The sequence below is a fragment of the Aeribacillus sp. FSL K6-1121 genome, assembly GCF_038003725.1.
Taxonomy (GTDB): domain Bacteria; phylum Bacillota; class Bacilli; order Bacillales; family Aeribacillaceae; genus Aeribacillus; species Aeribacillus composti.
Genome location: NZ_JBBOPS010000001.1, coordinates 1098808 through 1120244, shown reverse-complemented (window position 1 = coordinate 1120244; position 21437 = coordinate 1098808). Strand labels below are relative to the sequence as shown.

At 38.0% G+C, this 21437-nt stretch carries 21 protein-coding genes; 7 read left to right on the top strand and 14 right to left on the bottom strand.

Features of this window, described 5'->3' with window-relative positions; all coding sequences use genetic code 11:
- Positions 1-189: 189 nt before the first annotated feature.
- Positions 190-609, bottom strand: coding sequence for a hypothetical protein (locus NSQ61_RS05620; protein WP_157727971.1), 420 nt, complete (start codon positions 607-609; stop codon positions 190-192).
- 134 nt (positions 610-743) lie between these two features.
- On the opposite strand from NSQ61_RS05620, the gene NSQ61_RS05615 reads away from it, so the two are divergent.
- The 5 genes from NSQ61_RS05615 to NSQ61_RS05595 all read left to right on the top strand — a co-directional run bounded on the left by NSQ61_RS05615 (position 744) and on the right by NSQ61_RS05595 (position 4230).
- A complete protein-coding gene (locus NSQ61_RS05615; RefSeq protein WP_063387809.1) occupies positions 744-1085 on the top strand; it encodes a lmo0954 family membrane protein in 342 nt (113 codons plus the stop codon).
- Positions 1086-1100: 15 nt separating this feature from the next.
- Positions 1101-1745 carry a PspA/IM30 family protein gene (locus NSQ61_RS05610; protein ID WP_063387808.1) on the top strand — a complete coding sequence of 215 codons (645 nt, stop codon included), beginning with the start codon at positions 1101-1103 and terminating at the stop codon, positions 1743-1745.
- An 82-nt stretch (positions 1746-1827) separates the two neighbouring features.
- Complete coding sequence (gene liaF / locus NSQ61_RS05605; protein WP_066251251.1) at positions 1828-2562, top strand: cell wall-active antibiotics response protein LiaF; 735 nt, start codon at positions 1828-1830, stop codon at positions 2560-2562.
- Positions 2559-3605, top strand: a complete 1047-nt coding sequence (locus NSQ61_RS05600; protein WP_063387806.1) for a sensor histidine kinase — start codon at positions 2559-2561, stop codon at positions 3603-3605. The genes liaF and NSQ61_RS05600 overlap by 4 nt, the downstream gene beginning before the upstream one ends.
- Positions 3598-4230: a response regulator transcription factor gene (locus NSQ61_RS05595; protein ID WP_063387805.1), complete on the top strand. Its 633-nt coding sequence runs from the start codon at positions 3598-3600 to the stop codon at positions 4228-4230. Before NSQ61_RS05600 ends, NSQ61_RS05595 begins: the two co-directional genes overlap by 8 nt.
- A 556-nt stretch (positions 4231-4786) precedes the next feature.
- Here NSQ61_RS05595 and NSQ61_RS05590 read toward each other — a convergent pair.
- The 3 genes from NSQ61_RS05590 to NSQ61_RS05580 all read right to left on the bottom strand — a co-directional run bounded on the left by NSQ61_RS05590 (position 4787) and on the right by NSQ61_RS05580 (position 9582).
- Complete coding sequence (locus NSQ61_RS05590; RefSeq protein WP_340806258.1) at positions 4787-6031, bottom strand: TIGR01459 family HAD-type hydrolase; 1245 nt, start codon at positions 6029-6031, stop codon at positions 4787-4789.
- A 687-nt stretch (positions 6032-6718) separates the two neighbouring features.
- Positions 6719-8467 (bottom strand): methyl-accepting chemotaxis protein, encoded by a 1749-nt coding sequence (locus NSQ61_RS05585; protein WP_340806256.1) that lies wholly within the window; start codon positions 8465-8467, stop codon positions 6719-6721.
- Positions 8468-8859: 392 nt separating this feature from the next.
- A complete protein-coding gene (locus NSQ61_RS05580; protein ID WP_339209826.1) occupies positions 8860-9582 on the bottom strand; it encodes an EAL domain-containing protein in 723 nt (240 codons plus the stop codon).
- A gap of 174 nt (positions 9583-9756) precedes the next feature.
- Between NSQ61_RS05580 and NSQ61_RS05575 the strand changes: the two genes are divergently transcribed.
- Positions 9757-10095, top strand: coding sequence for a helix-turn-helix domain-containing protein (locus NSQ61_RS05575; RefSeq protein ID WP_340806253.1), 339 nt, complete (start codon positions 9757-9759; stop codon positions 10093-10095).
- 55 nt (positions 10096-10150) lie between these two features.
- Here the strand turns inward: NSQ61_RS05575 and NSQ61_RS05570 are convergent, their stop codons facing one another.
- From NSQ61_RS05570 to NSQ61_RS05550, 5 genes are all read right to left on the bottom strand, one after another.
- Complete coding sequence (locus NSQ61_RS05570; protein WP_340806251.1) at positions 10151-11398, bottom strand: restriction endonuclease subunit S; 1248 nt, start codon at positions 11396-11398, stop codon at positions 10151-10153.
- A gap of 301 nt (positions 11399-11699) precedes the next feature.
- Entirely contained in the window at positions 11700-12242 is a 543-nt protein-coding gene (locus tag NSQ61_RS05565; protein WP_339196309.1) for a helix-turn-helix domain-containing protein, read from the bottom strand.
- Positions 12239-13192: an alpha/beta hydrolase gene (locus NSQ61_RS05560; RefSeq protein WP_340733825.1), complete on the bottom strand. Its 954-nt coding sequence runs from the start codon at positions 13190-13192 to the stop codon at positions 12239-12241. The genes NSQ61_RS05565 and NSQ61_RS05560 overlap by 4 nt, the downstream gene beginning before the upstream one ends.
- A gap of 295 nt (positions 13193-13487) precedes the next feature.
- Positions 13488-13766 carry a YciI family protein gene (locus NSQ61_RS05555; protein ID WP_066251612.1) on the bottom strand — a complete coding sequence of 93 codons (279 nt, stop codon included), beginning with the start codon at positions 13764-13766 and terminating at the stop codon, positions 13488-13490.
- 92 nt (positions 13767-13858) lie between these two features.
- Positions 13859-15004: an AbrB family transcriptional regulator gene (locus tag NSQ61_RS05550; protein ID WP_094245887.1), complete on the bottom strand. Its 1146-nt coding sequence runs from the start codon at positions 15002-15004 to the stop codon at positions 13859-13861.
- A 144-nt stretch (positions 15005-15148) separates the two neighbouring features.
- Here NSQ61_RS05550 and NSQ61_RS05545 point away from each other — a divergent pair, with 144 nt between their 5' ends.
- The gene (locus NSQ61_RS05545) at positions 15149-16021 is read left to right on the top strand and encodes a LysR family transcriptional regulator (RefSeq protein WP_340806249.1); all 873 of its coding nucleotides are present in this window, start codon (positions 15149-15151) and stop codon (positions 16019-16021) included.
- Between the two features lie 79 nt (positions 16022-16100).
- On the opposite strand, the gene NSQ61_RS05540 is transcribed toward NSQ61_RS05545, so the two are convergent.
- From NSQ61_RS05540 to NSQ61_RS05520, 5 genes are all read right to left on the bottom strand, one after another.
- Positions 16101-16628, bottom strand: a complete 528-nt coding sequence (locus NSQ61_RS05540; RefSeq protein ID WP_063387794.1) for a nitroreductase family protein — start codon at positions 16626-16628, stop codon at positions 16101-16103.
- Positions 16629-16921: 293 nt separating this feature from the next.
- The gene (locus tag NSQ61_RS05535; protein ID WP_066251603.1) at positions 16922-17134 is read right to left on the bottom strand and encodes a hypothetical protein; all 213 of its coding nucleotides are present in this window, start codon (positions 17132-17134) and stop codon (positions 16922-16924) included.
- Between the two features lie 524 nt (positions 17135-17658).
- A complete protein-coding gene (locus tag NSQ61_RS05530; protein WP_340733830.1) occupies positions 17659-19119 on the bottom strand; it encodes an aldehyde dehydrogenase family protein in 1461 nt (486 codons plus the stop codon).
- Positions 19120-19347: 228 nt separating this feature from the next.
- Positions 19348-20019, bottom strand: a complete 672-nt coding sequence (locus tag NSQ61_RS05525) for a response regulator transcription factor (protein ID WP_339196321.1) — start codon at positions 20017-20019, stop codon at positions 19348-19350.
- Between the two features lie 2 nt (positions 20020-20021).
- Positions 20022-21392: a sensor histidine kinase gene (locus NSQ61_RS05520; protein ID WP_339196323.1), complete on the bottom strand. Its 1371-nt coding sequence runs from the start codon at positions 21390-21392 to the stop codon at positions 20022-20024.
- Positions 21393-21437 lie beyond the last annotated feature (45 nt).

Here is a 21437-nt window from a genome sequence, read left to right as displayed (position 1 = left end):
CAGTGTGAAATTCATCGATTACTACTCAAAGCTGGTTAACAACTTGTCTGCATACTTACTCCCCTTTTTGGCCGACAGCAAAGTGTACGTCAATCACAAATGGCCTTACAGATGTTTTCAATTGCATAGCAATGAAAATCCTTAAAATTGGAGCGTTATTTCCCCAAACCGCTTTTTAAAACAATTTTCCTACTCCGTTAATTTTCTTCTTATCAGCAAGCTTGCGATCACGATGCTCAAAATATTTGCTGCATAAACAAACGCTTCATTTCCGTCAACCATCGAGTTGAATTTGTAAAAAAAGTGCGGCCATGGTATAAGTTCGCCGTTTGTCACGTATTCGACAACCGTATAAATGGCAATGAATCCGAACGCCATTTCAACATTTTTGACCAATAAAATCAATAACGCACCAATCAGCAAAAAATTCAACCCGAGCAGCAAGGCGAATAAAATTAAATGCCAAGGCACATCCGCTAGATTACGGAAGAAAAACAACAAGATCATTAACAAATTCATCACGGTGTAATATCGCATTAAATCAATAATGGCGTGCTTTTTATACAGATTGATCAATGTTTCCCATGCCCCGTCCTCCCTTCTAACCATGATCCTAAGCAGAACATAATCATTGAAAGGAAATCGAAATACGCCTCAAGTCGTAGTTCAAAATATGCCTCAGGTTCGTTATGAGCAGCGACCACAAAAGGTAAGATGAAAATTGAAAGGAGGTCATTCAAATTATGAAAAAAATTGGTTTGTTCATCGCAGGTGCAATAGCCGCAATAGTTTTAATCGCCAATCTCGGCTCAATCGTCGGACTTCTTATCAGTTTGCTTGTTCTATACTTTTCGTTTAAACAATTTGTGAAATCCGACAAAAAATCAAAAAAATGGTTTTGGGGGATTGTCGGGCTGATTGCACTATCTGTTTCAGCTGCAAATGTCCCAGCTATTCTCGGTTTAATCGCCGCATATGTGCTTTATCTCATTTTTAATAATTGGAAAAAATCGAATGATCCGTATGTGTCAGACGATCCATTCACCAATTTTGAAAAACAATGGGAATCACTAAAACGACAATAAATGGAGGGGAAAAAAATGAGCATATTTACGAGATTAAAAAATGTGATTATGGCCGATTTACATGATTTATTGAATGAACAGGAACAAAGGAATCCAATTGCGCTATTAAATGAATATTTGCGCCAATGTGAAAAGGAAGTTGAAAAGGTTCAAAAATTAATCGAACGCCAACGATTATTAAAACAAGAGCTGTTAAGAGAATACAACCATGCTGAACACTTAAAAGAAAAAAGAAAATATCAAGCCGAAATTGCGTTGAAAGCGCAAGAAGAAGAATTGCATCAATTTGCCATCAACGAGCAGCAGCAGTATGAGGAGCGTGCATCAAAATTAAAACAAGCGCTTGAACAAGCAACGAAACAGCTCATTGACTTAGAACATAAATATGAAGAAATGAAACATAAATTAAAAGATATGCATATAAAGCGCATGGAGCTGATGGGACGAGAAAATATTGCACGCGCCTACTCCCGGATCAACCAAGTTCTTGAGCAGCATAATTCCGAAAAGAACCATTTTGTTCGCTTTGCTGAAATAGAGAATTACCTTGATGAACTGGAAAATCGAATCAACAACAGATACGATACATTAACATTTGATGCAAGAATCGCAAAGCTTGAAAAAGAATTAAAAAATCAAGAAACGGATTCAAATTCTTAACGTAAATTGTTATGCTATAAGGGCGTAGTTCTCTACGCCTTTCCATATTTATGTTCACACTAATAGGAAGGAGAGGAGCCTCGTGTTTCATCAATCGAAAATAGATTTTACAAAATGGATTTTCGTCATTGGCATCATCTTATTCATCGCAGAGCTTTTATTTTTCAATGGTGAGGCCCTTTTCTTCCTAATGATGATGATTTTTTGCGTATATATTGGAAGAAAAAGAATGCCGAAAAAATCAGGATTATTGTTATTTTGGATCGGAATAATCGGCGGCGTTCTATCTTTTTTCAATATGTTTACATTCCGACTGCTTCTATTTGCTGTTTTCATTTACTTTATTTTTCACTATGTTCAAAACAAGCAGGTAGCTGCTAAAAAGTCTCCTAAAATTGAAGAAGCAGATCCAATCCTCTCGCAAGAAGAGACATTTTCCAAAACGCCTCTTTTTCAAAACAGATTGTTCGGAACGCAGCGAACCGAAGAACAAATATACAGATGGAACGATGTCAACATTCAAACAGGCATCGGCGATACAGTAATAGATTTAAACTATACGATTCTTCCGAAAGGTGAAGCGGTGATTGTCATCCGAAAGCTTATCGGCAATATCGAAATAATTGTTCCTTACGAGCTGGAAGTGTCCGTCCACCATTCCGGTTTCATCGGCTCCTACTCCATTTTTGATTATAGTGAACCGAATGTATGGAACGAAACAATTCGATATGAGTCCAAAAACTATCATGAATCTGCCCAAAAAGTGAAAATCATCACCTCTATAACCTTTGGCAGAATAGAGGTGAAAAGAACATGAATGTATTGCAAAGACAAATTATTATCTGCTTAGTAACATCAGTAGTCACTTTTTTATTTTTCACTGTTTCGCTTTTGCTTACGTTCCTGTTTCCTAATTGGACATTACTATGGAAACAAAAAATTCTTGATATTCCGTTTATCCTCTTCACGTTCGTAATCAGCAGCGCCATCGGCTTGCTTTTCGGCATTCTATTCGGACTTCCTTTTAAAGATAAACTACACAAGATTGAAGACAAACTAAAAAAAATAACAAAAGGAGAAACGGTTGAACAAAATGAACATATAAACATTAAAGAATTAGATGAAATCAACCTTCGAATTGACCAAGTGCAGCATCATCTCATTGAACAGACGAAATTAACGCAAAAACTTGCAGGTGAAAACGCAAAAGAACAAGAAAAAAGATTGGAAGAAATCATTTCACAAGAAAGGCAAAGGCTGGCACGCGAGCTGCATGACTCTGTCAGTCAAAACTTGTTTGCGGCCTCGATGCTCATTTCTGCTGTTAAAGGAAACAAGGAAAAAATCGATGAAGGAACGAGCAAACAAATCCATTTAGTTGAAGAAATTATTCAGCAGTCCCAGCTTGAAATGCGCGCTCTTCTTTTGCATTTGCGGCCTGTCCCTTTAAAAGGTAAATCTTTGCAAACTGGAATTGAAGAACTGCTCACAGAGCTGCGGCAAAAGGTGCCGATGAACATCCAATGGAAGACAGAGCAATTTCCTCTAGATAAAGGGATTGAAGACCATTTATTCCGCATTTTGCAAGAATCGGTGTCAAACACTCTTCGCCACGCCAAAGCGAATACACTTGAAGTATTGCTGATCAAACGGAAAAATATGGCCATTTTACGGATTGTCGACGATGGTGTAGGATTTGACGTTCAATCGGCAAAATCAGGAGCATATGGTTTGCAAAACATGTATGAACGTGCAGCCGAAATCGGCGGAACATTGCAAATTGTCAGTGTCCCTCATGAAGGAACTAGATTGGAAATAAAAGTACCGTTGTTAACAGATGAAGGTGATAAAAATGATTAAAGTATTACTAGTTGATGATCATGAAATGGTAAGAATCGGCGTTTCGGCTTTTTTATCGTCCCAGCCTGACATAGAAATCGTCGGCGAGGCTGATAATGGCAAAAAATGCATTGAACTAGCTTTACAATTAAAGCCTGATATTATTTTAATGGACCTCGTCATGCCGGAAATGGACGGGATTGAAGCGACAAAAGAAATACTTCATCAATGGCCAGAGGCAAAAATCATTATTGTCACAAGCTTTCTCGATGATGAAAAAGTCTACCCTGCCCTTGAAGCCGGTGCTGTCAGCTATATGTTAAAAACTTCAAAAGCAGACGAAATCGCCGATGCGATCCGTTCAACATATCAGGGACAATCTGTCTTAGAGCCTGAAGTGACAACGAAAATGATGGCAAGAATGAATAAAAAACAAAACCGCCATCCTCATGAAGAATTAACAAACCGAGAAATGGAAGTGCTGCTTTTAATGGCTCAAGGGAAATCAAATCAAGAAATTGCAGATGAGTTGTTCATTTCATTAAAAACCGTCAAAGTTCACGTCAGCAACATTTTAAGCAAACTGGGCGTTCAAGACCGCACCCAAGCCGTCATTTATGCGTTCAAGCATTCGCTAATCAAGTAAAATTGGCAATAAGCGAAGAAAAGAGAATGTGGAATGGTTTTTCACCGAAAGACAAATACAGGAAAACCGTTTTCATTCGAAATTTATGTATCATTTTACATATATAATCAAAACAAAAAAATTGCTAGTTTTCCCAACCTAATAGAAGATCACATACGTAAGCGATGTTATTCATCTACCAAATGAATGCATATTCGTCGACAAAAGCAAATATAAACATGTTAACGCTTGATAAAATCGGCTAAAAATAACTCAAAAATCTCAAGCGAAACGATGGCGGAAATCGAAATAATCGATAAAATCGGTAAAAGTAATCAGAAATTTTCCTATTCGTTTTCCGCCAAAAACTAGTTTTCTCTTAAAAAACAATAGATGAACAAAAGTCCTAGCATGACTATCTAGGCTGCCGAAAAATAGCAACCTTTCCTTGCAGATAGCATATTAAATAAGCCTTTTGTTTCTAGGTTTAGGAACAGTGCAAAATGAGATACATAACAAGGTTCTTCTGCTCGAAACTTGAAAAAGACGTAATTTTCCCCCAACAGTATTCCGGCTTTTATCGTATATATGGAGCATGCTCTTTTTCCAATGCATCTTGCAGCCATCTCGGATGCATCGTTAAAAGGTTTTCCGGCAGATCGTTTGGAGCGAAAAATCGTGCATCAAGCGTTTCATCTGTTTTTTGACGCAGCGTGCCTCCAATGATTTTGCACTCAAAGCAAGTTGTAATAAAGTGGCTGATTTCGCCATTTGGGTATAAAAAAATTTGTGAATCCGGATCTGAGTAAATACCGATCAACCGAGTTACCTCCACTTCAAGACCTGTTTCTTCATAAATTTCTCTTATAATTGCTTCTTCCACCTTTTCTCCCGGCTCTACATGCCCTGATGGAATGCTCCATAGTCCGTTATCCGACCGTTTTAATAGGAGAACTTGCTGCTGTTCATTAAAAATAATTCCCGCCACTCCTGCTTCGATCCGCTCCGGCCATGCAAAATCACGCGTATTCCATTGTTTAATTTTGACACGATCATCAAATAAAGACTGCAAATTGCCGATCACCGCATCCGGATTGCGGTAATCCCCGGGAGATGGAAACGGTGCATTCTTCCCGTTGGAAATTAAAATCGCTTGAATCCCTGCTTGATGAGCACCTAATATATCAGTTAACGGGTTATCGCCGATCATAACCACTTTTGCTTTAGACGAAATCGATTCAATCGCTTTCTGAAACATAAATGGATTCGGTTTGCCGACAATGTACGGTTTTTTCCCGGTTGATGCTCGTATCATTTCAGCAACAGCTCCTGTTGCAGGCAAAGGACCTTTCGAAGTAGGGAAACTCATATCGGCATTCGTTGCAATAAACTTCGCACCATTATGTATTTGTTTTACCGCTTCCTGAATATCGTACAAAGATACATTGCCGCTCCAACCGACAACAACGGCTTCTGCCTGCTCTTCACCCTTTACAACCATTACTCCTGCTTGACTGCACTCGTGCTTTAAATGATCGTCCCCCAGCACATAGGCACTGCGAATATTTTGTTTTCGCAAATATTGAGCTGTCAACCAAGCGGATGTAATGATTTCCTCTGGACTTGCTGTAATCCCCATTCGCTTGAGCCGTCCGGCAATTTTTTCTCTCGTTGTACAAGGATCATTTGTAAGAAACCGAATCATTTTCTTTTCTTGACGCAAGCGCCGCAAAGATTCAACTGCCCCAGGAAGCGGATTTTCTCCTATGTAAATCACTCCGTCTAGGTCAAATAAAAACACGTCAAATTCATCTATGATCATGAAATCATCCTTCCTTAGTGAACCATTTTCGCATGAAACAAGCTGATTGAAAAAACTTCCTCATCACCAAGCTAATTCAAGTTAAAGTGATCGTTTTCTCGAAAAGATTTGAACTTATTTAAAGTACCTCAAAACTAACTCGTGTTAAAACAATCGTTTTCTCAATGAACCATTTCTTAAACTGGCGCAAAACTTTTAGAAGTTTTTTTGCTGTCAAACCAAAAGATGTTTCAATGAAACGATTTGCCTTGCTTGAAAGTTTGCATGAGCTTGTATGAGGAGAATCTTCTCTCTTTATTTCCACTTCTACATATGATTATAATAGATTTATCGTTCACGCAGCAAAAAGGCGGTTTAAATGAAGAAAATGTGATGTGGAAAATTGGGAATTTGAGCAATAAGACAAAAGTTTTTTCAAAAAGACTGTGCAATTCGTGCACACTAAGAACTAATCTCTAATCAAATGTATGCTTTTACGACTGATCTCCTTTCTAATAAAGAAAGGTCTGTATTTGATCTGACATTTATGCAAGTTGTCTTCCCCCTCTAAATGCCAGCAATACTGAACATTTATCCCCCTTTTTGCAGGGAGCTGGTCTATGTATCGCTCAAAAGTTTAAGGTGAGGACATTTATCCCCACCCAAATACATCTTCTGATATCAAAAAAATCAAACACATTCTTCTTTCTAAAGCTTAAATTGCCGTACAAATTCATTCAGCTCTTCGGCTAGCTTCGCTAGTTGTTCGGAGCTGTTCGCCACTTCTTCCATAGAACTGCTTGTTTGTTCGGCTGCCGCAGAGGTTTGCTCAATACCTGCTGCTGATTGCTCGGAGATCGAGGCTATTTCCTCGATGGAACGGTTCATTTCCCGGCTGTTGGAAGCGATTTCCTTCAAGTTGTTCGCAATCGTTTGAATATGATGAACCATGTCCGTAACAGCTTTGTTGATCGTTTGAAATGTTGCGCCTGTATTTTTAATTTGCTCTGTTCCTTGTTCAACCTCCTGATAGCCGCTCTTTAAAGCATCAACTACATTCTTTGATTCATTTTGGATATTGTCGACAATGCTTGTTATGTCTGAGATTGAGACGGAAACTTGTTCAGCGAGCTTTCTTACTTCATCTGCAACTACTGCAAAGCCTTTTCCGTTTTCGCCTGCTCTTGCCGCTTCAATCGCTGCGTTTAATGCTAGAAGATTCGTTTGGTCCGCAATTCCTTGTATGACTGATACGAGTTTTGTAATTTTTTGCAAATGTCCGTTTAAACCGAGCACTTTATCAACAGATTGTTGAAAAATTTCGTCAATTTTCGACATTTGTTCGGTAGAAGACATCATTAGTTTATTTCCTTTGCCGGCAATTTCAAGCACCTCTCTGGAGACTGATTCAATATGCTCCCCTTTTTCGCTGGCATCTTGAACTTTTTCGACAAATACCTCCATCTTTGCTGCCATGTCGCTCGCGCTGCTTGCTTGCGTTTCAGCGCCTGATGCCAATTCCTGCATGGTGGTTGAAACCTGCTCTGATCCGGCCTTCACTTCATTTGCAGAGTGGGTCATCTCCTCGCTGTGGCTTGTCAGTACTTCAGAAGCATTCGAAATGTTTGTAATCATTTCTTTCAGTTTCTTTTGCAGCTGATTTATGGCATGTGCCAGATTTTGTGTTTCATCTTTCGAACGGATTTTTATTTCACCTTGTGTTAAATCTCCATTAGCCAGCAAATGCATGCGCTCAGATACGGCGTGTATTGGTTTGGAAATGCTGTTTGAAAACAGCCATACGATGAAAAATCCAATCACAATCGTTGCGCCAATGACAATCATTAAAAAAACGAGAAGATCATTAGCCGGCTGATTGAAATCCATTAAATACGTGCCCGCACATACAACCCATCCCCAATGAGGATCAGTTTTTGAATAGGCGACTTTTTTTTCAATTCGATTTTCGTTGTCAGGCAAAGCCCATTCGTAATAAGTTAAACCGCCACCTTCATTTCCGGTTTTAATCATTTTTTGATTGAATTTTACGCCTTTGGAATCTTCGTCATTCCAGCCTTGTCTGCCTTCTATAACTGGATGTGCAATAAGAGTTCCTTTTTGATCGATAATATACATGTATCCGTTTTCGCCTAAATCAAAATTTTTATTAATTGACCGTTTGCCGTCAGCATTCTTTTCCCCCAATATCGCAACTTTTACCTGTTCCTGCGCTTCTTCTAAAGACAATGTTCCCTTTTCAACCTCTTTATTTAACGCATCGATTAACTCAATGGTCATTTCGACGCTATTTTTTAAGTTCTTTTCCCCCAGCTTGTTTAAACTGGAAGTTGTTTTCTGATAGCTTAACAAGCCTAAAATGACTAACGGAATCGTTAATAATAGAAATGAAATGGTCATTAGCTTCATACGTATCGTGAATTGAAATTTCTTTTTCATGAAAATCATTACCCCTTTGTTATGCCATAATTTTTTTAAAGAATTCGTTCTTTCCTCTTAGAAAAGCGTTACGAACTCATTTCCATCCATTTTCACTCCCCAAATCCGAAATTGGTTGCTTGACATTTTAATTATCGGCCTCTAAACATACTTTTTTTATTTAGTTAATTAATCATTTATTGTCAAATATGTATTTTTTTAGCTAACATCGAACGTATATGGTCAAAAATATAATGAACCGATAATCCTTTATTTAAGCGTTTTCATTAATTTTATCGTTCATTTAGTGCGGTTCTTTTACGTCAATGAAGCAAAAATAATCTGAAAATAGTCTATATGTTCGATCCGATAAAATTTATTTTTCTAATTCATTTACTATGAATAAGCAGCAATTATTTTTTTGTATTTTCCCTCATCGGCTTCGGCTCGCCTAATAAATATCCTTGAGCGTAATGAACCCCCAATGCTTTAGCCATGTCTAAATCTTCTTTTTTCTCAATTCCTTCTAAAACTAGTTTCATATTGGTACGTTCGCAAAGAAATAAAAGTTTTTTAATAACATCTTGATTTTTGCCCGAATTATATAAATTTTGGCCTAAAGAACGATCGACTTTAATATAATGCGGGTTTAAATCGACAATGGTTTCTAACGATATTTCACCTTTTCCGAAATCATCAACGGCAACTTTATACCCTTCATCTTTTAAAAATTGAATATTTTTTTTCAACAATTCAATATTTTCGATTTTTTCACTTTCATTTATTTCAAAAACTACTTTTTCGGTCGACTGAAAAAAAAGGTTTATTTTTTTTATAAATTGGGTAAAAGAATGATGAACAATCGTCGATGGAAATACGTTAATAAACAGCTTTTGCTGCAGGTCTCCCATCGATGTTATTGCATTGTGAATGGAGCAAGTATCCAGTTCATATAAAAAACCGCATTCACGGGCGATTTGAAACAAAATTTCCAGATCGGAAAAATATTTGCAGCGAAGCAAAGCTTCGTATCCATATATTTTTGATTCTTTTAATTCATAAATAGGTTGAAAAAAATGACAAAATGATTTGTTATCTATAATTTCTTTTATCCTTCTAATTTCCCATTTAACCAATGGAAGAACCTCCTATACGTCTATCTATAGACCTATTTCGGATAATGTCTAATGTTATATTTCATATTTTTAGTATATATTTTAATACTTTTAATATCAATAGTCTCTTGGGGGCTTAACTCTCATAGTAGATTGTAAAAAGGAATCACTATTATCCCCAAGGAGTGACGGTTCATGACTAAAATACAGCAAATAATCGGAGAAAGAATCCGAAATTTTCGCAAGAAGAAAGGGTGGAGTCAAGAAGAATTAGCAGATATAGCAAATCTACATGCTACTTATATTGGACAATTAGAAAGAGGTGAAAAAAACGCAACATTGGAAAGTATTAACAAAATCGCAACGGCGCTTGAGGTTTCTTTAGAGGAATTATTTAAATCTATTCAACCAAATTCAAAAAAACCAGATTATACTTTGTCGCAAATTATTACAAAACTTCAGGCAAGGCCGGTTGAAGATCAAAAATTCATACTAAACATGCTGGATCTCCTATTGAACTGGAAAGATAAGTAGCAGTATTCCAAAAAAGGGGGGGACAATCCCCCTCTTTTGGAACTTATTTATCATTTTACATCATGTTAGCAACATGCTTTTCAGCATCTAATACATCCATCTCCCCTGATAAAAGCCGGGGCAGCAAAGCGTTTTGCAATTTTTTGAGCCGGTCATTTTCATTGGCATTATGTATCATCATCGCATAATAATTGCTGGTGAAACGTATAAATTTTTTTAAAATATCATCCGGCGGAAGCACAATTTTCATTTTTTTTATCTCATCCGCGCTGACATTCGGCTGTGCAGATCCAGTAGACCGATCTAAAATTTTTTGGCGGAAATCCGGCAATTTAGTTATGGCATAGACAAATGGCAATGTGTTCATCTCGTGCACGCTAGAATAAAATTTGCCGACACGTTGATTTAATAATGCGGGTTCTTCAAAATAGTAAATGCCGCATTTCCCGATTTCAGCGCCTGTTAGCCCAATGAGCAGATCTCCTTGTGTAATTTTGAAACGATCTAATCGATGGAATAAAGATGGATCTACATATGCTGCATCTTCTTTGTTGATGAAAGGCGGGACAATATTTTTTATTTTTATTACTGGTATGCCTTCACATTTCCATTCCTTGCTTTTAAAAGCATATCCATTTTGTAATTCTATAACTTCACCTAATGTTCCTGCCTTCCATCCTTTCGGAATCATTCCCAATTCAGAAAGTTCGAACCCTCTATCTTTAAAAGGCCCAAACTCTATGAACCAGTATTTGTAAAGTGTCATGATCGTTTCATCGATCGTTTTATTTATCTTGATATTCAGTTCAATTTTATCATCAATTGTTCCTAATATGTCCGCAATCTTCTCTTGCGTCCGCATGTCCGGCAGCAATACGAGCGCATTTTTAATAGAATCCATGCTGACAGCCGGATACGCAGCTCCCTGTTCCTGAGAAACTAAATAATCTGTAAAAGATTGATTGGAAATAAGGTAATACACATACCTCGGATGAATATGCTCCGTAGGCCGAAGAACCGCAAAACCGGTCGATACAACTTGATTTTCTTTCGGATTTTTTAAAAACAAAAAGGATCTTCGATTCGGACGGACGGTCGAAAGAATTGTATCGCCTGCTCGAACCAGCCTTTTTGCTCTGCTGGGCGCTTCATGAATCAAATATTGCGATGTCTCCCTCAGTTCGCCTGTTCCAACAGACGAAATATCGATGTAATCGATCATTTGAAAGGGAAATTGTTTCGTTAATGATTCAGGATTTATTTGAACAATCTCACCAAGCCGAACTTTCTTCCAGCTCGCCACATAAATTCCTCCACATGCATTAATTTTGAAACTTTATGGGGCAGTCTAATAAGTCGATTTTCCGGCTTATAGACGCCCCTTTAATGTTTTAGAAACGTTGATCCGTTGATATATCAATGCTTATGATGTTTCGTTTTCAGTGGATTTTGACTTTCTGGACAGCCCCATGACAATTCCGAAGCAACAATCAGATCGCTTCCCCAATTTTTCTAGTTATAGCTCGTTCAGAACATAATCCTCCTGTTTTGATCCATATTGATTAGCTTTTCATTTCCAATCAAAGCGGATAAAAAAAACTGCACTATTTTAATTTTTCTTCTGCTTCCGGCATGATGATAGATGTAAAAATTCTTTTTTTTCGGTTAGGAGCAGGCTGGTTTTCCATTAGCTTTTTCATCGCCCGGTTGATAGTTTGAGCAAATTGAAAAAACTCTTCGTCGCTTGCATAAAAGCGAACCTGCCGAAATCCCACCCCATCTTTTAGGAGATCGATTTGTTCTTGTCGTAAATATCTCTCATAATCCGCTAAAATATTGGCGATAAATCTCATAAATATGTTCAAATGTTCATCTCTGCTTATATGCTGCAAATCGCTGTCTTCGAGCCCAATCGTTTCATCCGGCAAGGCATAAACTTTTTCTATTGTTCCCCTTATCTTTCTTTTCTCAACGATTTCAATCAGCTTTGCTTCTTCAAGTTTTTTTAAATGTCTGTACAAGGATGCTTGCGGAACTTCCGGCAGAAACTCCATTATTTCCTGCACAGTCAAGCGTTTTCCGATCAATGTTTGAATGATCCGAATCCGTACCGGATGCAAGATTAAAGCAGCTTTTGATTCAATCATGAAAACACCTCATTGTACCGTTTGTTCAACCAATTTTTCAAATGGTCGCAAAGCTCTTCGTGAAGCGGTTGATCCGCATTTTTGATATAATTTTTTTTCATTTTCAACATATTAATCTCATCTTCTTGTTTTTTCAATAAATGATCCATATTTTGAATCATATAATATTCCAACTCCCCTTTCACTATAGCGGGGAGGCGGTTGAGCTTTTCCGGATCAGCTTGAACGTCCTTGTCACCGGTAATGGCCAAAACAGGGCATTCTATTTTTTTCAAATCTTCGAGCACATCGTATTGCAAATGCTCCCGAAACCATTTAGCATTTATTTTTTGAAAACCAACTTTGATCACATCTTGATCAGATTGCATGATTTTTTCAAAAAGGGCATTCGACTTTTTTTCGTTTTTTTGCTCGATGTTAAACATGCGGATCATTTTTCCTTTTAAACCTGTTACATTGTTTAAAGCTTCATACACAAGCTTTCTCTGTCTCGTTAAAGCTTCTTCCAGCCTCTCCCCTGCCCCTGAGAGAAGAATGAGCCCATCCATTTTCTCCAAGGTGTTTAAAGCAACTGCCAATGTTGTTCCTTCACTGTGCCCCAAGGCAATGATCCGATTTTCATCAACAAGCGGATGTTGTTTTAAAAATTGTACAGCGCTAGCTGCATCCCGGACGAAATCCCACATTCCTGCAGATAAATAATCGCCGCCGCTTTCACCAACTCCCCTTTTATCATATCGCAACACGATAAATCCTAAAGAAGTAAGAAATGATGCCAATTGCTTATATATATTCAACTGGAATTTTCCTTTTGCATCATTGCCGTCGCGATTCAACGGACCAGAACCGGAAAGAATGAGAATAGCCGGCTTTTGGCTGTTTTGTAACATGGATAATGTTCCTTTTAACTCATATCCGCAGCTTTGAAAGCTGACAAATTGTTCAATCATGTTAATTTCTCCTTTATTTATGTTATTATTATCATTATCGATAATAATAACAAATAAGTCAAGAAAATTCTGATGATTGTTTTTTGCATATAAATGTTATCAGAATTGTGCCTTCAGCCCACAGCATATTGAAAGCAGTCGGCATCTGCGAACTGTTTTTTTGAGAAAAATCGTAAACATACAAAAGCCCTTAGAGAAAAACAGCTCTTTTTCTCTAAGGGCTTTATTTTAGAGACTAACGGACAGCACCGATGCAAATGTTCTGTCATTCTACAACGGCTTTCCTATCAAAATCTTAATTTGGGAGCACTGCGTCGCTGACCATTTCCCATTCGTGAATCTCATACCCTCTAGCGCCAGTCACAACATATGGATCTTCTTTCGCAAGCTTTTCGGCCTCTTCAAAAGAGCCGGCGCGATAAATCACCATACCGCCTGTGCCGTCGGTAAATCTGCCTTTTGCAAATATTTTTCCTTCTTTTCCTTTCTGCTCTAAATAATTCAAGTGATCATTCCGAAACGCTTTGCTTTTTTCTTCATCTTTCATCGGCAATAATACGACAAAATATTTCATCTCAACCACTCTTTCTATTAGATTCATCGCTTACCATTTTACTTGAAGCTGTCAGTCTTGAAAAGCTTCATGTCTTAAGTTCCTAATGTCAATCAAATATTTCTTGCTGCATGCGAATGTGCTCTATTGCGCAATCTTCTTTGATGGAGCAGTTTGATCAATGGAGGTACTGCGATGCATACTAACACAATGCGCAGTACTTGAACGACCACAACAAATGTTGAATCTTCATGAAGTACAGCGGCTGTTGTAGCCATCTCCGTAATACCGCCCGGCGCAAATGCAAGAACTGCTGTGACAAAGGTTATTCCAGTCAGCTTTGAAACAATAAAAGCGCAAATAAACAAGGAAAGAATTAAACCAATCGTGCTGAATAAAGCAACCGCCATTGTTTTCCCTAGCCCTGTAAACATCTTTTTATGAAATTTCGAGCCGATGCTTGCAGCGATGAAAACTTGCGCCGCTATGATCAAAATGTTCGGCCACCATGGCGTCAAGTTGTGGCCTGCAAATGATGAGCCGGCTGCTTGAATACTAGCAGCACCAAGCATTCCGCCAACGAGCCAAGGTGCAGGGAACTTCAGCCGCTTTCCAATGTAATACCCTGCCAATGCCCCTAGTGCCAATACTGCCGTCCAAATCATTTCGTCCATTTCCAAGCTAGGAAAAATGAACGCTGATTGGTTGTTCGAAACTTCAAGCTTCGCAGAATGGACCGCAAATGAAGAAACAAGAAACGGGATCACAAGCACTACTAAAAATACCCGCATCGTTTGTATAATGCTGACGACACCAATGTTGCCCCCGACTTCTTCTGCTATGCCGGGTATAACAGACAAGCCCCCGGGCACCGTTCCGAACAAACTAGTCAATAAATCTGTATGACTGAACTTCCACAAAACGAGTCCAGACAGCAGCGAGAAAACAATGGACAAGAGAAGCATTGTCATGATGGACATCCAATGATCTCTAAAAATATCTATAACTGTCAAATTGATTTTTTGCCCTAATTCAATCGCCAAAATAAATTGCCCAGCATTCATCCAAAATCGGGGCAAAACATACTTGTCATCGGACGATGTTGAATTGGTATGGCTCCAAAATGAAAAAGCCCCTGCCATCACCAATGTTCCGAGCATCCAGCCGATGGAAAGGCCTGTTAGAGATAAAAGCAATCCTCCAATACTGCTGAATAAAATAAACGAAACATTGCGCAAGAAACCTTTCGTTCGTATCATTTCAATCCTTCTTTCTAAACAAAATATCTTGCGGCATTCGAACTTGCTACAAACATATTGTATACTTTTTTTAGATATAAATAAAATATCAATAATCTATGCATGATTATAAAAATTATTGATGGAAAAAGAGAGGTGATGACGATGGATGATCGAGACTGGCTTATTTTGAAAGTTCTCTACAACGAAAAAAACATTACAAAAGCTGCAAAAAATTTATATATTTCTCAACCAGCTTTAACAAACCGGCTTCAGCAAATTGAAAAGGAATTCGGTGTACAGATTGTTCATCGAGGAAGGCGGGGAGTTGAATTTACCCCGCAAGGAGAATATTTAGCGAAATGTGCGAATCAAATGCTGCTGAAAATACAAAAAATAAAAGAAAATGTTGTGAACATGGAGAACCGAGTAACCGGCACATTAAGATTAGGGGTTTCCAATTACTTTACAGATTATAAACTCCCCGGTCTTTTAAAGCTTTTTAAAAACGAGTATCCCGACATTGAATTTAAGGTCCTGACAGGCTCGAGCAGCGAGATAGCCCATTTGATCCACAGCCACGAAGTCCATGTCGCTTTCGTAAAAGGAGCTTACAGCTGGAACGATCAAAAACGATTACTATTTGAGGAATCCATTTGTATTGCTTCTAAAGACAAAATAGATCTCCGCGATCTTCCAAATTTGCCGAGAATTGATTACCGGACGGATCCCTTGCTAAAAACGGCAGTGGACAATTGGTGGTTTGAGAATTACTCCCAACCACCATTGATCAGCATCGAAGTCGATAAAGCAGATACGTGCAAAAAAATGGTGTTGAACGGATTAGGTTACGCTATTTTGCCAAGCTTGATTTTAGATGATGCCGACGATATTTATAAAATCGATCTGAAATCGAAAAATGGGAAGCCCATTTTAAGAAAAACTTGGATGTTTTATCACAAGGAATCGATCCAACTGAAATTTGTGAAAGCGTTTGTCGAGTTTATGGAAAAGCTCGATTTTCAAAAAATTCCATAAAATGCTATGACACTCGTATAACCTTTTTCCTTACATATGTTGCTTGGAAAAAGGTTTTTCAAAATTTCCGCAAACGTAATTACGTTTGAAACCGTTCATAATGAATAATAGATTCCTTCCGAACCATTTCTTTTGCGGGCGGTTCCTTTTCAGGATAACCTAAACCTAATATTGCAACTACGCGGCGGTCTGATGGAATGTTTAAGGCTGTCCGGACAAAGTCTTCCCGTTTTTTTGATTCTTCTTGATCCTGTGAGTGATATATCGCACCAAAAGCAGCCCCTAAACCTAATTCAGTTGCAGTCAGCCATATAAAACCGCATGCGATCGAGGCGTCCTGCAGCCAATATTTGCTCACTTCCGGGCAGCCTGTAACGGCTATGGCCGCTTTCGCCTCTTTCAACCAAGAAACAAAAGGCGTGGCGTTTGCCAATTCATCAAGCTTTTCACGATTTGTTATAAGTATAAACTCCCTGGAAGGAAGATTGTTCCCAGAAGGGGCTAAATAAGCTGCTTCTAAAATTTGCTCCAACCGTTCATTTGGTATAGGCTGATCTAGAAACTTTGTCATTTCACGTCTTTTCTGTATAGCTTCAAAAACGTTCATGCACCTTCATCCTTCTTTCTATTTTTTCGCCTATTTTGCTTTCGTATGAATGTACCTTTTCATAAACGATTTTTTCCCTCTCCTGTTCAATACATGATATGGAATCATTATATCGATTCATATGGATCCACAAAAGAATCATTTTAGCCAAAACTTAGGAAGTTTCATTCCGAAAAATTAAAATATAGGAATGGACGAACAGCGTTATTATTTAGATGCTGCTGTCTATAATGGCAGCTTATGATACCGACAGAGCCATTCACTTTACTTTTTAATTATTTCACAGTTTGAAGTTAATTTTTTTTATTTATAAATAAAAATCCTAGTTTTGACACTAAATACAAGATAAAAAGAATTACTAAAGTTCTAGCAATTACATAACCATCAACAGCCAGCTTATATGCTTCAGGCACTAGTGAATTGGGTTCAATTAACAAATAAATTGAAATTATCAAAACAATAGAAATAAGTATATACCCTAAAGCTGAAACAGATTCTTTTGACATACATGTTTCTCCTTTTTATCCAATAATAACATTTTTTTGTTGGTACTGGAACATTAGAGATTTCTAAACAATGATAATTAAAATAATTGGAACAATACGCTAAAGCCGGATTGAAAGTGAAATCGGATAATAAGCAGCCAGTATTCACCCGTTATTATCCAATAGAGTATAAATGAAAATATTTAACGACAAGCTGGAAAGCTTCTTGAGTCGTAATCCATCGCTGCCTAAGATAACGAGACACACGCTTCATCGTTTTTTGAAGCCGGATTGAATATTAAAAAGATGCAGAAATAGTGACAGTAAAACTATCTATGCTCATATCACGAGATTAGAAAAGATCATCCTGCTCATTTCTAGATTTTTAAAAGTGCACAACATAAAAAACTTTCCCAAAAATCGCGGGAAAGAGTTTGGAAACGTCATGATTATTTGCCAAGCAAAAATGATACACAAATTCATTTTCAGTTAACCATTAACTGTTCGTTCAAAAATCCCTTATTGTTTGGCAGGTCGGGATGTTGTTAAAAAGGATATTTTCGATATTCTTTTTGAATCGAAATCCATTTTGTCATCGTAAATTCTTCTACCACCCAAGGATTTCCAAATCTACCCATTCCGCTCGACTTTGTTCCGCCAAACGGAATTGTCGGGCTGTCGTTGACTGTTTGATCATTGATATGAGTCATTCCGCTTTCAATTTGAAGTCCTAGTTGTTCACCTTCACTTAAATCCTCTGTAAAAATCGCAGAGCTTAAACCATATTCTGTATTATTCGCCATTTCAATTGCATGATCGTCTGATTCCGCTTTCATGATCGTAGCAATTGGTGAAAATAACTCAGTTTGAGCAAGCTTGCTGTTGTTATCAACATCCACAAATACAGTCGGAGTTAAAATATTTCCGATACGCTTCCCTTCCAACGCAATTTTTGCTCCTTCTTTTTTTGCTTCATTTATAATATTTAAAGCTTTTTCAATTTGTGTTTCGTTTATAAGCGGTCCAATAATTGTTTTCGGGTCAGACGGGTCTCCGTAAGGCAACGATTTGGCTTTTTCCACAAATTTTTGTACAAATTCATCATATTTATTTTTATGGACAATAATTCTGTTTACAATCATACAAATTTGACCTTGATGTATAAACTTTCCAAAAATAGCTGCATCAACAGCACGGTCTACATTTGCATCTGCCAGAACAATGAACGGGTTATTTCCGCCTAGTTCAAGGGCAACCCTTTTCAGCATGCTGCCGGCAATTTTTCCGATATGCTTGCCAACTGGCGTTGAACCAGTAAAGCTAATAAGCTGTGAATGCGGAGAAGTGAGCATGTCATCGCCAATTTCATCAATATCCGTTAAAATACATTGAAAAACACCTTTTGGCAGTCCTGCATATTCAAATGCCCTCGCAATGATTGATCCTCCTGTCAAGGCTGTTTGAATATCAGGTTTATGAACGACACTGTTTCCAAGTGCAATAGCAGGAGCAATTGTCCGAATGGATAAATTCATCGGAAAATTAAAAGGCGAGATGGATGTTATAACTCCTAAAGGAAGACGATAAACACGATTCACTTTCCCCTTTATATCGGCTTCAATTTCCCTCACTTCATCTAATTTCTTGGCCATTTTCACAGCTTCTTCCACAAGCCCTACCGTCAAGTCAAGTTCAACGTTAGCCTTTATGAAGCTTCCGCCTGTTTCACGAGAGATCACTTTTATGATTTCGTCACGATTTTTTTTAAAAAATTCCGCGGTTTTCCGCAGCACTTCTTCTCGTTCTTCTGACGATGTTTTTCCCCATTCTTTTTGAGCTTCCTTTGCGTTTAAAAATGCCTGTTCAAGTTGTTGTGAAGTCGCCAGTTGAATCGTTTGAATGACAGTTCCATCATATGGATTCAAATTTTCATATTTTCTTTCACTTAATCCTTCGACCCATTCACCATTTATATAATTTTTGTTCAATTCCTCAAAGCGCTCCATATAACTTACCCCTTTTTTAATTCATTTATTTGTGGGTAGTTTTTTACAGTTCGAACAAAATTATTCTTGCTAAAGGTCGGAAAGCAAATGACAGATGATCTGTAAATTGGTTCCAAAACATAAAAAAGAGCCAGACATAAGCTGGCTCTCATCTGCCTATTAACAAATATAAAAGATGTATGCACTCTTGCCGTATCAGCATTAAAAAAAGCTAATCCGGCAATACAGCTATTTTCCCCATCTATACCCTACTCCCCAAACAGTGCGAAGGAATTGATCGATCGGAAAACCGGCTTGTCTCAGTTTTTCGCGGATATTTTTTACATGAGAGTCGATGGTGCGCTCCTCAGTTTCAGCATCGTATCCCCATAAGGATAAAATGATTTCTTCCCTGCTGAACGCTCTGTTCGGGTGCTTTAAAAGCAGCCCTAAAATATCGAATTCTTTCGGCGTTAATAATATGTCTTCGTTTTGAAAATGGACTTTATGTTCTTCTTGATCCCACACCAATCCTTGAACATCAATAATTGAACGCTTTCCTGCGGAACGACGCAGCACCGCTTCGATGCGAGCAAGCAGTTCAGCTTCGTCAAACGGTTTTGTTATATAGTCGTCCGCACCGAGTTTGAGGCCTTTAACAATGTCGAATGTTTGGTCTCTTGCTGTTACCATTATAATAGGAACGTTTGAAAATTCTCTTATTTTCCGGCAGGTTTCCCAGCCATCCATTTCCGCCATCATAATATCGAGCAGGACAAGTTCAGCTTTGTTGTTTTCTAAATATCGGATGGCTGATAGTCCTGATTCGCACTTGACGCAATGATATCCTTGAGGGGAAAGATAAAGCTCCAGCAAGTCCAACATTTTTCTTTCATCATCAACGAGCAAAATCGTGTACATCCTTATACCTCCGGCAGCGTGATAACAACGTTTGTTCGTTTTCCGTATTCACTGGCGGCGTAAACCGTTCCTCCGTGCGCTTCGACGATCTCCTTAACAATGGCCAATCCGAGACCAGTACCGCCGCTTGTTCTTGATCTTGATTTATCCACTCGGTAAAATCGTTCAAAAATATGATGCAAATCTTCCTCTGGAATTCCGATTCCATCGTCTGAAACAATGATCACTATGCTGTTTTTCTCCGCTCTTGCTTCAATCGATACAACTGAGCCTTCATCGGAATATTTTAAAGCATTGTCCAACAAATTGATCATCACCTGCTCAAATCGCTTTTGGTCAATTTGGACGGTAATGTTTTTTTCACATTTATAGATAAGTGACATGTTTTTCTCATGAAACGCAGGTAGCATTTTGTCATGTAATTTCTTTAAGAAATCACACAGGTTGGCCGGTTCCTTATGGATTTGAAATGAATGTTGATCCATCTTTGCTAATTCAAACAGTTCCTTTACAAGCTTTTGCATATTCTCCGCTTCTTCATAAATAATGGACAAATAGCGGTTCCTCTCCTCTTCTTTTAGATTCGGCCTTCTTGCGATATCTGCATACCCTTTTACATATGTAAGAGGGGTTCGGAGCTCATGAGAAATGCTGGCAAGAAATTCTTTTCTTTCTTTTTTTAAATATTCCAAATCTCTCGCCAATGTTTGAATCGCTTCCCCCAGCTCCGCCAATTCGTCCTCCCCTTTCACTTGCAAGCGAACAGAAAAATCGCCTTTGCTCAATTTTTCGGTTGCCTGTTTCATACGAATAAGGGGATTTGTTATCACTTTTGATAAAAAAGCGATCGTCAAAATGGTTAAAAATACCGAAAGAAATCCAACCAAAACGAAATGATGCTTTAACTTATAGATCATTTTTTGAATAGCATCGGTATTTTGAAACATATAGACATACCCTTTGATCTTGCCGTCAATACGTATCGGGCTTACTGTCGCTATATGCGACTCTTTTTGCCAATTTCTTTGCACGATTATTCCGTCATGCGGAATCGTTCTGTCCATTGTATTTACAATTTTTTTGGCAAAAGGCAATATGTCATCGGAATAATACAATATATTGCCTTTCTCATTTGTAATCACTACATCCGTCACCGCTTCCGATTCCATCATCGTCACATGCTCCAGCGTGGAATGGTCAAAGTTTTTTTCCAGCACATCGCGATGGTTATTCCCTCTCGCCAATAGATGCTCAAACTCCTCCTCAATTCTTGAATTGACCAAAGTTATGTACAATGAGACAAATAAAATGATTTCGACTCCCAAAACAAACACGAAAAATAGCAGCCCTAATTTAAACGAAATTTTTTTCACTTTTTGTCCCTTCCTTATCAGCCAACTAGCTTTCTCTTCAAAAAG